Origin of the sequence: Bdellovibrio reynosensis (genome assembly GCF_022814725.1) — a bacterium.
Lineage (GTDB): Bacteria > Bdellovibrionota > Bdellovibrionia > Bdellovibrionales > Bdellovibrionaceae > Bdellovibrio > Bdellovibrio reynosensis.
The window spans coordinates 1,061,768-1,075,075 of record NZ_CP093442.1; the positions used below are offsets into that span (position 1 = coordinate 1,061,768).

At 42.3% G+C, this 13,308-nt stretch carries 13 protein-coding genes; 10 read left to right on the top strand and 3 right to left on the bottom strand.

What is annotated here, in order from left to right:
- Nucleotides 1-70: 70 nt before the first annotated feature.
- Nucleotides 71-1,108, bottom strand: coding sequence for a hypothetical protein (locus MNR06_RS04950; protein ID WP_243539418.1), 1,038 nt, complete (start codon nucleotides 1,106-1,108; stop codon nucleotides 71-73).
- 364 nt (nucleotides 1,109-1,472) lie between these two features.
- Between MNR06_RS04950 and MNR06_RS04955 the strand changes: the two genes are divergently transcribed.
- Genes MNR06_RS04955 through MNR06_RS05000 form a run of 10 tightly spaced genes read left to right on the top strand, consistent with a single transcriptional unit; the run spans nucleotide 1,473 to nucleotide 11,948 of the window.
- Entirely contained in the window at nucleotides 1,473-2,162 is a 690-nt protein-coding gene (locus tag MNR06_RS04955) for a MotA/TolQ/ExbB proton channel family protein (protein WP_243539420.1), read from the top strand.
- Nucleotides 2,163-2,164: 2 nt separating this feature from the next.
- Nucleotides 2,165-2,623: an ExbD/TolR family protein gene (locus MNR06_RS04960; protein WP_243539422.1), complete on the top strand. Its 459-nt coding sequence runs from the start codon at nucleotides 2,165-2,167 to the stop codon at nucleotides 2,621-2,623.
- A gap of 5 nt (nucleotides 2,624-2,628) precedes the next feature.
- Nucleotides 2,629-3,123: an ExbD/TolR family protein gene (locus tag MNR06_RS04965; RefSeq protein ID WP_243539435.1), complete on the top strand. Its 495-nt coding sequence runs from the start codon at nucleotides 2,629-2,631 to the stop codon at nucleotides 3,121-3,123.
- Nucleotides 3,120-6,080, top strand: coding sequence for a tetratricopeptide repeat protein (locus MNR06_RS04970; protein ID WP_243539437.1), 2,961 nt, complete (start codon nucleotides 3,120-3,122; stop codon nucleotides 6,078-6,080). The genes MNR06_RS04965 and MNR06_RS04970 overlap by 4 nt, the downstream gene beginning before the upstream one ends.
- Complete coding sequence (locus MNR06_RS04975; RefSeq protein WP_243539440.1) at nucleotides 6,077-6,346, top strand: hypothetical protein; 270 nt, start codon at nucleotides 6,077-6,079, stop codon at nucleotides 6,344-6,346. The genes MNR06_RS04970 and MNR06_RS04975 overlap by 4 nt, the downstream gene beginning before the upstream one ends.
- Before the next feature lie 2 nt (nucleotides 6,347-6,348).
- Nucleotides 6,349-7,569, top strand: a complete 1,221-nt coding sequence (locus MNR06_RS04980) for an AgmX/PglI C-terminal domain-containing protein (protein WP_243539448.1) — start codon at nucleotides 6,349-6,351, stop codon at nucleotides 7,567-7,569.
- Nucleotides 7,570-7,583: 14 nt separating this feature from the next.
- Complete coding sequence (locus MNR06_RS04985) at nucleotides 7,584-8,936, top strand: hypothetical protein (protein WP_243539450.1); 1,353 nt, start codon at nucleotides 7,584-7,586, stop codon at nucleotides 8,934-8,936.
- On the top strand, nucleotides 8,933-9,673 hold the full coding sequence (locus tag MNR06_RS04990) for an outer membrane beta-barrel domain-containing protein (protein WP_243539458.1): 741 nt from the start codon (nucleotides 8,933-8,935) through the stop codon (nucleotides 9,671-9,673). The genes MNR06_RS04985 and MNR06_RS04990 overlap by 4 nt, the downstream gene beginning before the upstream one ends.
- Nucleotides 9,670-10,713, top strand: a complete 1,044-nt coding sequence (locus MNR06_RS04995; RefSeq protein ID WP_243539460.1) for a tetratricopeptide repeat protein — start codon at nucleotides 9,670-9,672, stop codon at nucleotides 10,711-10,713. The genes MNR06_RS04990 and MNR06_RS04995 overlap by 4 nt, the downstream gene beginning before the upstream one ends.
- On the top strand, nucleotides 10,710-11,948 hold the full coding sequence (locus tag MNR06_RS05000; protein ID WP_243539461.1) for a hypothetical protein: 1,239 nt from the start codon (nucleotides 10,710-10,712) through the stop codon (nucleotides 11,946-11,948). The genes MNR06_RS04995 and MNR06_RS05000 overlap by 4 nt, the downstream gene beginning before the upstream one ends.
- 129 nt (nucleotides 11,949-12,077) lie before the next feature.
- Here the strand turns inward: MNR06_RS05000 and dtd are convergent, their stop codons facing one another.
- Together dtd and infC are read right to left on the bottom strand one after the other, a co-directional pair.
- Nucleotides 12,078-12,512 carry a D-aminoacyl-tRNA deacylase gene (gene dtd, locus MNR06_RS05005; protein ID WP_243539462.1) on the bottom strand — a complete coding sequence of 145 codons (435 nt, stop codon included), beginning with the start codon at nucleotides 12,510-12,512 and terminating at the stop codon, nucleotides 12,078-12,080.
- A gap of 156 nt (nucleotides 12,513-12,668) precedes the next feature.
- A complete protein-coding gene (infC, locus tag MNR06_RS05010) occupies nucleotides 12,669-13,268 on the bottom strand; it encodes a translation initiation factor IF-3 (protein WP_243539463.1) in 600 nt (199 codons plus the stop codon).
- Nucleotides 13,269-13,308: the final 40 nt, after the last annotated feature.

Sequence of the window (13,308 nt, forward strand, 5' to 3'; positions counted from 1 at the left end):
CTAAGGGACAGCAAATGCTGTCCCTTTTTCAATTTACGCACCGTAGACGTAAAAAAGAACCAGGCACCTTTTATTGTTTATGGGATTGAAACCGTTTAATTAAAGATTTATTCGCCGAAGCTGCATCAATCGCATCACTATTCCATGACGTTTGGATTTCTTCTTTTAGTACTTTAAAAACTAATTTGATATATGCGGCTTTTTCGTTGCCTGAATAGTTTTTTACCCAATGGTCAGCGAACAAGTACGATCTTGTTGGTGAAAGCATGTAATGAGCGGTTGTATCCTGCCACCCGTCTGCTGAATGATTATGACTAAAATCCCGAGCTTCAGCGGCATATAAATCTTTACCTTGGGCACCAGCAAACTCAATAGAATGTCTCATCGCCTGAGGGTCTTGAGCGTAAAGAACTGCCACTACATCAGCAAAGAGTTCATGGTAAGGAGCAATGATATTTAAGATTCGGGTTTGTTCTTGAGTATATTCAGACGCCTGGAAATAAACCTGCCCCAAATTTCTTTCAACGTCTTTAAGTTCAGCAGACAAAGCTTCACGCTGATTAGCTGGAGCTTGAGTTAAAAATTTATTTAAAAGAGCCCGCTTATTAGCTAATGAATAAATCATTTGGCTAGCAATAGTAGAATCCCGAATTTCTAATTGAAGCTGCTTGTAAGCAGGAATTTCGCGGGCTAACCATTCACTAAAGATCACATGACCATATTCATGGGCAAAAGTAACAAGGTTGGCTTGGTGAGATCTCAGGTGCTTTTCCTTATCAGCACTCTCAAAGTAAAGCTTCTCTGCCGAAGAAAGAATACCGATTCCATCATAAGAAGCGCCAGAAGCAGAATCTTTCAATGAAAGGAAAACTTTCTTATCAATAGGTGCCCATTTGTGGATTTCAGAAATAACTGGAGTATATAAAGAGGCAAACTGACAGGAAGACTGAGCTAACGTAGCAGCATCCTGCCAAAGCTCCACACCTGCAAAAGCAGAGATCTCAGGACAATGATTCTCCATAGGAATAGCGCCCATCTGCGCATGCACTTGAACAGCGAATAGACACACCAATGCCGTATAAATAAAACTAGAGCTTCTAAATCCCATCAAATTCCTCTAACTAAAAAACATATCAATATATATGCCCCAATTGACGCGGCGAAACCGTAAAAAGAAGCAGGCACCTTTCTGGTGTCTCGAATTGAGACGAAGCTACAAATTGCGGCTGGGGCCGGTAGTTCTTATCTACTGACGATTATGGGCACTTTCTTGCGAGTGTGACAGTTTGTCTTGCTAAACTTTGATAAGCCTCTATGCCCCTTCCTATTGCTTTAAATCGTAAAAATACCGGTCTGTTGCAAATAGTAAAGGGCTGGCGACTTTTTTGGGCCTTTGCAAACATCGTCTTATTTTTTGGCATCCTCATTGCTCCTAGAACCTCAGGATTAAAAAAACCGTGGAGGTTATATATATGGAATTCTTATTATCACTTGGTCGCGGCTTCACTTCTGCTGATGCTATTTGGATGTGGGCTATTTTAGCGGCACAAATCGTTTCTATCGCTATTATTGCTGAGCGTGCGATGGCTCTTTATGGTTCTCGTAAACCGAACCAAAAAGAAATCGCGAAGGTATTAGCTGAAGATATTAAAGCTGGTAACCTTGAGAAAGCTCTTCGCCGTTCATTGCAAATCGGTGCTCGTGAGCCAATGGGTGTTGTTGCATCTGCTGGTATCCAAGCAGCTATCGATCTTGGCGGCAAAGAAGAAATCCAACTTAAAATGGATGAAGTTCTATTAGAAGAAGCAACTCGCGTAGAAAAACGCATTGGCTTCCTTGCGATGTTTGCAAACGTTGCAACTTTATTAGGTCTATTAGGTACGATCACAGGTCTTATTCACTCTTTTGCGGGTATCTCGAACGCAAACCCTGCTGAAAAAGCGACGATTCTTTCTCAAGGTATTTCCCTTGCGATGAATACGACAGCTTACGGTTTGATCGTGGCAGTTCCTGCTTTGATTATGTATGCGGTTCTTCAAAACCGTGCGACTCGTTTAACGGATGACCTTAATAAAGGTGCTTTGAACATCTTTATCCAACTTGGTTTCCATTACGAGCCAGTTTCTAACAAGAAAGATGTTTCCTCAGTTTCTGGGAGATAATTATGACTAGCGGTAGCGGCAACGATAAGTTGAATTTTGAATTAAACATTCTGCCGATTCTCGACATTTTGTCGGTTCTGATCTGCTTTCTATTATTGACAGCAGTTTGGATTCAAATCGGGACCCTGGATACAAGACAGGCCATCGGCGACAACTCCACGGCGGGTGCTGTTAATCCCCCGTCGCTATGGATTTCTGTGAACACGCAAGGTGCGGTTCAACTTTCTGCTCGCGATCTTCCTAATAAGAAGACCTATGAAGTTGAGATCAAAGCCTCCAACAACAAAGTGAACTTGGATGCTTTGGCTGAAAAACTTCAAGCGCTGAAAGAGAAATTTCCAGATTTGAAAACCGGCGTGGTTCGTCCTGAAGCGCAAGCTTCTTACGGCGATGTGATTCGTATCATGGATAAACTTAAACAGTTTCAATTTGAAGGAGTGGGATTATCCCCACTTGGGTAGGACTTATGAAAACCTCGTCCTTTACAAAAGTAAATCAAGTTCGCTCCCCGCTTTCAGACATTCAAAGTTTGAAACCAGGGATGAAGTCTAAAAAAGGTAAGTTCCAGGATTTAGCTTTGGCACTTCCTTTGACTTCTTTGATTGATGCTTTCTCAATCATTGTTATTTATCTGCTAATCGGTACTCAGAACTCTGGGATGGAAACAACCATTCCTTCTAAAATGAGTTTACCGACGGCTTCTCATAGCGTTGGGATTGAAAAAGAAACTCCGATCTTGAGCATTCAAAAAGGCGTTTACCGTTTGAATGACGAGGTTGTTCAAAAGAAAGACCTTGGACAAAAGCTTGCTGAGTTAAAAAAGAAGTCAGAAGAAAAATCTGTAGCACTCTTGGTTCAGGCCGACCAAGAGATGGCGTACGAAGACTTGGATCCTTTGCTTAAGGCAAGTTCCCTGTCTGGTATCGAAAAAATGAAATTTGCGGTAGTGCCTGCACAATGAAAACACTAAACGGAATCCTTATCATTGCTCTTTTAGGTGGATCTTTGGTCACATCGTCGGCTTTTGCCGAGAAAATGAATGCAGAGACTCAGGATCTCGTTATTAACAAAATGGAACGCGTCCTATCGACTTTGGAGCGTTCTGATTCAGCTTGGCTACCAAGCCAGCAACGTCTAGCTGATTTGCTTGCAGAGCGCGCTCGTACGCGTTTTATGCTTGAAATTGAAGCTAACTGTGAAGGTTGCAAAGGATCTAAAGACGACCGTCTTAAGGCCGTTAAAATCTATGAGAACTTACTTAAAGAAGTTAAGTTAAACGAACACGGTCCGATCCTTTTCCAATTGGCCCATCTTTATGAAATGGCTGGCCAAACGGATAAAGCTATTAATTTATATGAAGAAATCATCCGCGATGCGAAGAAGAAATCCATTCTTCCAGCTATCGTGTCACGTTCCCACGCAAGCCTTGGCGATTTGTTATTTTCTAAATCTCGTTTTGCTGAAGCGAAAACTCATTACCAAATCGCTTTAAAAGATGCTGGTCTTGAAAATCGCGTTTTGACCATCTATAACTTAGCTTGGTGTGAATTCAACCTTGGCAACTTAAATGCTGCTATCGTTATTTTTGAAAACCTGTTGAAAGATCCATCTAAAATCGTTCGTGATACCGAAGAAGGCAGCAAATACGATGCTCCTTTCCACACGGATGTTTTGCGCGATCTTGCTACTTTCTATTCCAAAAAAGACATTACTAAAAAAGAAATCGATACGTTTGAGAATTTGGCTCCGGCTGATAAACGTAAAGGTTTGATGCTTTATTTTGCTAAAGAAGCAGACCGTATTGGTCAAAAACAGGCGGCCCACGATATCTTAAACCGCTACTTAGCTGATTCTTCTTTGACTAAAGAAGAGCGTATCGAGGCCTCTGTTCAATTAGCACAAATCAACTATGACCGTGGTCAAACTTCTGCCTCCATTGCTGAATTTGCTAAGGCAGCTACGGCTTTACAAAAAAGCGGTTGTTCTGAAGACAAATGCGCTGAATTCCAAAAAACGATGAAGCGTTATGTAACGGAACTTCATCGTTCTAAGAAACTTAAACCTGACCAAGACTTGATGAACGCTTATTTAACTTATAATAAGACCTTCCCGTCTGACATGGAAATGACCCAACGTGGGGCTCAGATCGCGATGGATCTTGGTAACTACGTTATGGCCGTACAATTGTACCGCACAGTTAGTGAAAGCAGTTCCTTCTCTAAAAAAGAAAGACAAGAAGCTTTACTAAACGAAGTAGCTGCAGCAGAAAAATCTGGCAACCCGGCTTTAAAGCGTGAAGCTTACTTGCACTTTATCGATGAAGCTCCGAAAGGTGAAAAGTCTTTTGAAGTTCAATACCAATTGGCTTACTTAGCTTACGAGCAAAAGCTTTACTCTAATGCAGCCGCTGATTTTGAAGACCTAGCTAAAGATAAAAACGGTAAAGCAGATCTTCGTAAAAAAGCAGCTGACCTTTCGTTAGATTCGTTAGCACAAATTAAAAATGAAAAAACTTTGGAAGAACTTGCTTGGGATTACTCTGAGATCTTCCCATTGGCTCGTACTGAATTTGAAAGTATTGCTCGTAAAAGCTTAATGAACCGTGTTGCCGCAGTTGCGAACAATCCTAAATCTTCGAAGTCTGATCTTAAGTCAGCTTTGAACAGCATGGATTCACGTAAATTGCAAAACGCTTCCCAACAAGAAAAAATCCTTTTCTATAATAACCAGGCGGTGCTTGCTAAAAAGCTTGATGAAGAAAAAGTTTATGTTGGCGCGATCACTTCCCTATTAGCCGTTCCTGGCATCAGCTCAGAACTTCGTGAAAAAAGCCTAGAGCAATTAACTGGTTATTATGAGAAGAAATTAGACTTTAAGAACGCTTATGTTACAGCTTTGCGTTTAGAAAACTCTAAGATTTCTGAAAAAGAAAAAGAATTCCGTCTTGGTACATTAGCGGACCTTGCGGGTCTTGATGCTGCTTCTAAACACTATAGAAGATCTTTAGATGCAGGACTTCGTGGCGAGCGTTCTTTAGTGGTGCGCACTCGTCTGGTTTTGACTTCTGCAAATCCAGTTCGTGAATTGAAAGCTCAAGCTCCTGAGTTAAAACAAAAGCCAGCTCTTTTAAACGAGACTGTTCTTTTGGTTTACGCTCAGAATGGCAATGCGGACGGTTTGAAATCAGTTCTTGATTTAAAAGAAATGCGTAAACAATCGGCGAACCTATTCATTAAAAAACAAGAGTTCTATACTCTGCTACAAAATGAAAAAGCTAAGATTGCTAAGCACGAGCTAGATTCAAGCAAAGATCGTTTAATGCAAAAGACGATCGAAGAGCGCGTGAAAATGCTTAAAAAAGCAGACCGTCTTCAAGCAGACAGCCTTGGTTATAAGGATGTGACTGCTCAGATGCTAGCTTTGAACCTGGTTTCTAGTGAAAACGAGCGTATGGTTAAGGACCTTGCTTCTTTACCAATGCCTCAAGGTTTAACAAAAGCTGAACAACAACAATATATCTCTATTCTTAAAGGCCGTTCTAAGCCGTTCTTGTTGAAAGCTCGTTATGCCCAACAAAAACAGCAAGAAATCTGGAATCGTTCTTTAGGACTATCACAGACTTTACGTGATTATAAAATCGCTCGCCCAGAGATCCGTAAGCTTTTAGCTCGTGAATTGACTCTGTTAAATTCAATCCCTGGTAAAGGCCCTATGAAGGACGCTTTAGAGGACACTTTGGATGAGAGACAATTATCGGCACGCGATTTAACTGCCGCGCGCAAGGTAGTGGCAGAAGACCCTGCTAACGTGCGCGAAATTGAACAATTGAAACAGATTGAGACAAAAATTGGCCATCCACTTATGGCCACTTATCTGGAAGCGCGTATAAGCCACTTACAGAAGGGAAATAGCCTATGAAATCAGTAATTTCTTTGGCCCTTGTTTTGCTGGTATCAGTAACGACCTTTGCCGCTGGCAAGAATTCACAAAGCGTGAATCCTGCTGCAGTTAAAAGAGCGAAACTAGGTACTTCCTTTAAGTTTGATGGAAGCGCATTACGCGGTAAATACCAAAGCTCGATGAATACAGCGGCAACGGTCGAAAACGATAAGTTACTCGAGGATCTTCTTAAAGGCCGTACGCAGTTTGAAGATCGTATCAACGAAGAACTTGAAAGAAACTAATTATGAGCGCAGCTAAACTTCTAATACTAGAAAATACTTTAGGCCAAAAGGTTCGTACTTTTGCTGTTCAAGCAGAAGCGTTGAACCTTGTGTACTTAAAAGACTCGCGCCGTGTAGAGGCTTTTGCTTCTTTAAATGAACTTGATGAAAACAAAGTGAACTACACTTTGTTGCAACAAATCCAACTTTCGCAACTTTCTGAAGAAGGTCAATTGCTTCAAGGTTTAGGACGTTTGCGCCTTTACCCAGTTGAAGTGAATAACAGCCCGACTTATGAACTTCGTGAAGAAGAAGACGAAAAAACTTTAACTACATTAATTAAGAAAACTGGTATTGGTCACTTAGTAGCTGTGCTTTTATTGGTGGGTGGATCTTGGATCTACAATCAGTATTTTGCTAAAGCCGAAGAACCGGCTTTAGTTACAATCAATATTCCTCAGGAAATTGAAAAAGTTCACCCTGAGGCTCGTCCCCATGTGAAAGTGTCACAAACTAAGATCAAACAAACTACTAAGAAGTACAGCCCTAATGCTAAAAAACTTCGCTCTAAGCCTTACCATGTGAATACAGCTAAAGCTAAAGATGTTCGCCGTGTTGGCGCCTTGGCAGCTTTAGGTGGTTTATCGACAGGTGCTCGTGATGCTGAAGGTCTTGATATGAGATCTCTTAAAAACATCAGAGCAGCAGGAACTGGCGCTGGTGGCGGTGGCATCGGTAATGCGGGTCGCGGTGGCGCTCGTGGTTACTTACCTGGCAGCGGTTTGATTGCTGGAAGTGCTGGTGAAGGTGCTCGTGCTCAAGGTGCTGGTGGCTACGGAACTCGTGGTTCTGGTGGCGGTCGCGCGGGCTATGGAAAAATCCCAATGGTTGGTGGCACTTCTGCAGTCAGTTTACCAATTGATGATGAAGCGACTGTTGAAGGCGGTTTAGACCGCGATCAAATCATTGCGGTTATCAATCGTAACAAAGGTCAAATCATCTATTGTTATGAAAAAGGATTGCAAGCTCAACCATCTATCGGTGGTCGCGTCGCAGTTGCTTTCGTGATCGGTGCTTCGGGCCGTATCACCACTGCTAACGTAGCAGAGTCTTCATTAGGTTCTAGAACTGTTGAAGGTTGCATGTTGTCTAAAATGAAAACATGGCAGTTCCCTCGTCCGGTTGGAAAAGTAAATGTTGATGTTCTTTATCCCTTCGAACTTATGCGCGTGAGCAGTCGCTAAAAGGAGTTTTGACCATGAAAACGAACCACGCATTGATCTCAGTTTTATCACTTAGTTTGCTTGCTGCTGGATGCGGCGAATACTCTAAAAATCCTGTTCAGGATTTAGCAGCTATGCGTGACAACGCAAGACTGGAACTTAAAAAAGGTCCAGACTCTGTTCGTGAAATCACTAAAGAAGTGATCGTTAAAGAAGACCGCATCGTTAAAATCGAGGAGTCCACTATCAACGGCAGCTTGCTAGTGATCAGCGCTGATGAAGATATGGATTTTGAAGAAGGCAAAACCAAACAATATAAAATCCAAGCCCGCGTATTGGATCCTTCTGTAGAAATTAAATTAAACGTTGAAGAAAAGCCTAAAGAAGTTTCTATCGAAAAATCGACAAAAGAAGCAGACGTTTATATTTTAACTTACACTCCTGCTTTATACACAGTTCCTGCGAACAAAAAGAAACAAAAGCTTAAAGTTGTACTTAAAGCGGTTGTGACTTCGACTAAAAATGCCGCTGACGCTGCAAAATACGAAGGCCTTGTTCGAACGAAAGAACTTAATTTGACTGTATTTAGAACTGAAGATGCTCCTTCTGAGGTTCAAGTTTTAGGCTTGGGCACGCAAGTTTCTGAAGGTTCAATCACTACTTTCTCTGTGACTGCGAAGGTTCCAGGTACAGATGCAAATGCTCCACAAAAACCTTCTTTAATTGTGACTGCCGATGAGAACCAATCTTCGGCTGGCCAAAGCTTTAAAGACCTTGATGGTTCTCGCCACATCCCGGCTGATACTAAAGTTGAATACGTTAAGGACTCTGTTTGGAAGTTCACTAAGACTTTTGATACACAAAATATCCCTGTTCAACCTCAGGTAGGTAAAACAGGTGCGATTTTGCAAAACGTTGATGGAACTTTCGTGCGTGTTGCTTTCCGCGTAGCTTACGATGGTTTACAAACGGCTCCGACAGTTCAACGTATTAAGATTGCTTACACTAAACCTATTTCAGCTCCCCGTTTTGACCTGACTTCGATTGGTCAAACTGGTTTAAAAGCGTCCCCTGGTAAAACAGTGGTTGCAAACTTCACCGTATCTTCTGCGGATGCGCAAGCTGAAGTTAAAGTTGAGTCTCCAGTAACTTCATTGGATGTGAATCCTTCATTAACTTGCGTGGACGCTTCAACGGGAGCTAACAAACAAAACTGTACTCTTTCATTGAATGTTTCTTGTGAGACCAAATTAGAAAACTTAAACGGTGACATCACTGTAAATGCTTTGAGTATTGTTAACGGCAGAAATTCAAATCTAGTTGCTGCTAAAATTAAAGTTGTTGCGACTCAAGACGCGACTCTATGCTCTGCGGAGGCTGCAAAATGAGAACTTTAACTCTTCTTTCATCGGCTTTAGTGACTTTCAGTCTTTTAGCAGCACCCGCTTTGGCTTCTTCAACGAAGTCAGCAAAACAAATCAATGCTAGCCAAGATATCGATACATTGGGTGGCAATAAAGACCTTATGGAAATGGCTACGAAGATTAAATCTGAAAGCCGCTCTCGCATCGTTCAACAACGTATGGTGGATCGCAACAACACTCTGGAATTCGGTCTATCTTACGGAAGCGTATTTAGCGGGGATGCTTACTTAAAAACTCAAACAGTGGGTTTTCAAGTTGATTATCACATCACTCCACGCTGGTCTTTGGGTGCCCGTTACCTTGATTTTGGTTCTACCCTTTCAGCGGAAGGTCAAAGAATTTTTGACGACGCTAGAGCGTCTTATAATGCTGGTGGCCGTGCGACAATCGTAGATATCGATGCTCCACAAAATGCAACTATGGCTGTTCTAAACTGGTACCCGATTTATGGAAAAACAAGCTTCCTTGATATGGGTGTAAATCAGTTTGATATCTATCTTCTTGCCGGTGGTGGTTCGATGAACCTTGCTAGCGGCAATACTTCGCTTTTAACTGCAGGTGTGGGCTTAGGTGCTTGGATCACGAAACACGTTTCAGCTCGTGCTGAAATCCGTATGCAAAAATATGAAGACCAACTAGTCACTGGTGCTCGCAACTTGAATACCGTTGTAGGCAGCCTTGGCTTGGGATGGATTTTATGAGTAAAATCTTGTTAGCTCTTGCTACCTTTGTTTTAGCTCTTGTTGCTTTTCACTCTCAAGCAAATGCTGAGACTGTATCTGCGACAGCTTGGGCTAAGGCTTGGGTTAAAAATCTTGAAGATAAAACCACACGCACTTTTGATACTGAAGATGTTGAAAAAAGCATCATAACCAAATGTGTTGATTGTGATAGTAAAGCTAACCTGAAAAATGCCCGTAAACTTTTTGCTAAGGGTGATTTTGATGCTGCTCTTGCCGCTTACAATTCTATTCCTCGTGGTGAAGCAAACTGGTTAGCGGCGGTTGAAGAAAAAGGCTGGGCTTACTTCCGTAAAGAAGATTTCGAAAAAGCTTTGAGCCAAACTAAAACTCTTCTTAGCCCACAATTTGGCGAGATCGTTAATTCTGAGGCTTACTTGTTACAATCTTTAACTCAGTTAAAGATGTGTGACTATAAAGGTGTCTTCGAAACCCATACGAAGTTTAAAGAAAAACAAAAATCCCGCGTCATGGAAATCCAAAATCTTGCTAAAACGGGCTGGAATGATGGCGTAGCGACTGTGGTTGCTAAGGCAGATCAGTTCCCGATGAAATTAGAAGACATGACGGATTCAGTTCAGAAGCTTCCGCTTTTGACTTACAAAGACGTTGAATTTCAAAAGCAACTTTTCCGTTACAAGGCTTCGCTAAAAGCCATCGCCGTTTTAGATGGCCGTCACGAAAAAGTGGTGTCTTCGCTGCAAAAAATCAATGCGAAAAGTCTTGAGACTTTGAAAGATCGCATTAAAGAAATCGCAAGTACTGAGACAGAAAATAATTTTAAAGTGATTCAAAAGTTGAACCTTGTGGAGGTTGAAGCCATCCACCGCGTTCACACTGATTTAGAATTAAGTCAGTCTTTGTTCAAAAAAGGCAATTTCAAAAACGTGGATGACGATCAATTGGTGTTTATGGATGACGGTCTGCCATGGATTGATGAATTGGATAAGTTTGAAGTTGCGGGGAAAGTGTGTGCTAAGGGGATTAGGAGGAAGATGTGAGAAATCTAATCATCGCTGCTATCTATATCGGCGCCTTTTTATTGGTATCTGCCTGCAGCCCAGAGTCAGTTCCTTTGCGTGCTGAAAAACCATTGCATGACGAATTGGTTGTTGTTCCCCAAACCGAACACGTTCCTGAGCAAACTTTTGAGTGGATCACTGAAGATGGTGGCCAAAGCCAGCTAGAGTTCAATCCTCGCGTAGATATTCTTTTTGTGGTTGATAACTCTGACAGTATGAAGTCAGCGCAAGAAAATCTTGTTAAAAACATTGATGGCTTCACAGCTAGAATCACTAAAAACAAAATGATCGATTACCATATCGGCGTAATGTCAGTTTGGGATTCGTCTGAGCGTTATGCAAAGGCCAATGCAAACTCTTACCAAGTGGGTGATCTTCGTTTGGTAAAAGGTGGCACAAACCAGAACTATCGCTTTGTTACTAAAGCCGACGGTAAAGGTGTTCTTGCCTCTACTTTGAACATCGGTGTTGCCCCTTTTGAAAAAGGCGGACCTGAGGTTGAAGAAATGTTTTCTCCTTTAGCTGCGGCTATTGAAAAAACAGGTCGTGGTGCTACCAATGAAGAGTTCTTCCGTGACGATGCTCAGCTAGTTGTTGTTCTAGTGAGTGATGCTGATGACGGCACTAAAGAATTAGATCCAGAACAATTGGCACAAAAGCTTGTTGAGTTTAAAGGTGGCGATGCTAAAAAAGTGTCTGCTTACGGCGTCCTAGTCCGCGCTAACGATCCAGATCAATATAAAGACTGGGCTTTAAGAATTCATCCTAAGTATCACCCGGAGTGCTTTACTGCAGTTAAACAAACTGCAAAAAACAACGGAACTTGTACTGGTTTTGGTCCAGAGCGTTTAGAAAAGTTCATCGTGAAAGCGAATGAAGGCCAAGGTTTGACTCCGACGCAAATTAGAAACAACCGCATCATGAGCATCGTGAGCCCTACTTTCGGTTCTGACCTAGCAAAGATCGGCTCTGATATCACTGTTAAAACTTTGGAAAAAACGATTTTCCTTAGCCAACGTCCTCGCGCTGAAAAGAACGGTAAACTGCAAGTGCGCGTTCGTTACGGAAATCAGTTGATCCCGCAAAGTGCAAACGGTGGTTGGTTGTACAATCCAGAAGACAACTCGATCCAACTTTCTGGCGACATCGACTATCAATATGTTGAAGGCGCTAGATTCTCGGTTGATTTGATCCCGTTGAATTTGAAGAAATAAGTGGCGGAAGCCGCAGAGCTAAAGCGATGGCAGTCGCTTAGGTTAAAGTAAAATTTAAAAAGCCCAAGTTAAACGCTTGGGCTTTTTTGTTTTAACGCTCTGTAGACGTAAAAAAGAAGCAGGCACCTTTTAGATTTCGATGATCAACGTTACGGGGCCGTCGTTGAGTAGATTTACTTTCATGTCAGCGCCGAATTCACCGCCCTGAGTTGGGACTTGTTCGGAGCTTAGCTTCAAGGCCTTTTCGTAAAGGGCTTTGGCTCTTTCTGGGAGTTCGGCGTTGATGAAGCTTGGACGGTTGCCTTTTGAGGCATCACCTAGAAGTGTGAATTGCGAAACTATCAAATGCTCCCCGCCCACGTCTTTCAGGGACAAGTTCATTTTGCCGTCTTGATCGGGGAAGATTCTTAGCGCGAGGATTTTTTGAATGAGCTTACTTAATTGTTCTTCGGTGTCGCCTTTAGCAACTCCGAGCAGAGTTAGGTAGCCTTTGCCGATTTGAGAAATAGTTTTTCCATCTACCGTAACGGAAGCGTTAGTGACTCTTTGAACTACGGCTTTCATGATACTCCTGATTTTTTAACGCGGTGGGGACCGAAAAAAGAAGCAGGCACCTTTTGAAAAGACAAAGCCCACTTTCGTGGGCTTTGAATATAGAAGATTCGGAAGCAACCAGCCTGCGCACCTGCCGGTGCTCCGGCTCTGCGCGCGTCCGCGGTCCTACTCTTCGCCTTCTTCTTCTTCGACTTCTTTAAGTTCGGCAAGTTCTTTAGTGTCTTGCTTAGAACCTTTCGGGTGAAGTTTTTGGTATTCTTTAATTTTAAGTGGATCAGGTCCCAACATTAGGAACATGTTTTTACCTTCCATTTTTGGCTGAGCTTCTACTAAAGCTAAGTCATCAACGAAAGCGATACACTTTTTCATTACTTCCATACCAAGCTCTTGATGGGCCATTTCACGACCCATGAAACGCAATGATACTTTCACTTTGTCACCGTCTAGTAAGAAACGACGAGCGTGGTTCATCTTAGTTTCAAAGTCATGCTGGTCCGTACGAGGACGCATTTGGATTTCTTTGATTGTCACAACAGTTTGTTTTTTACGAGCTGCAGTGGCTTTCTTTTTATTTTCGTACTTCCACTTGCCGTAATCCATGATTTTACAAGTTGGAGGTGAAGCTGTTGGAGCAATTTCAAGAAGATCGAGGCCTCTATCTTCAGCAATACGTAACGCCTCTGGAACAGTCATCACTCCAAGCATGTTACCTTCATCATCGATAACACGGATTTGTTGTGCGCGAATTTCGCGGTTTACTCTCAAAGAGTCTTTAGAGTCTTTTTTGCCGCGGTCAAAACGTCCG

Bases quoted from the DNA above. Each gene is read 5' to 3' on its own strand.
- MNR06_RS04950 (WP_243539418.1), bottom strand. From the start codon at position 1,108: ATGGGATTTAGAAGCTCTAGTTTTATTTATACGGCATTGGTGTGTCTA.
- MNR06_RS04980 (WP_243539448.1), top strand. From the start codon at position 6,349: ATGAGCGCAGCTAAACTTCTAATACTAGAAAATACTTTAGGCCAAAAG.
- MNR06_RS04990 (WP_243539458.1), top strand. From the start codon at position 8,933: ATGAGAACTTTAACTCTTCTTTCATCGGCTTTAGTGACTTTCAGTCTT.
- MNR06_RS04970 (WP_243539437.1), top strand. From the start codon at position 3,120: ATGAAAACACTAAACGGAATCCTTATCATTGCTCTTTTAGGTGGATCT.
- MNR06_RS04955 (WP_243539420.1), top strand. From the start codon at position 1,473: ATGGAATTCTTATTATCACTTGGTCGCGGCTTCACTTCTGCTGATGCT.
- MNR06_RS04985 (WP_243539450.1), top strand. From the start codon at position 7,584: ATGAAAACGAACCACGCATTGATCTCAGTTTTATCACTTAGTTTGCTT.
- MNR06_RS04975 (WP_243539440.1), top strand. From the start codon at position 6,077: ATGAAATCAGTAATTTCTTTGGCCCTTGTTTTGCTGGTATCAGTAACG.
- MNR06_RS04965 (WP_243539435.1), top strand. From the start codon at position 2,629: ATGAAAACCTCGTCCTTTACAAAAGTAAATCAAGTTCGCTCCCCGCTT.
- MNR06_RS04960 (WP_243539422.1), top strand. From the start codon at position 2,165: ATGACTAGCGGTAGCGGCAACGATAAGTTGAATTTTGAATTAAACATT.
- dtd (WP_243539462.1), bottom strand. From the start codon at position 12,512: ATGAAAGCCGTAGTTCAAAGAGTCACTAACGCTTCCGTTACGGTAGAT.
- MNR06_RS04995 (WP_243539460.1), top strand. From the start codon at position 9,670: ATGAGTAAAATCTTGTTAGCTCTTGCTACCTTTGTTTTAGCTCTTGTT.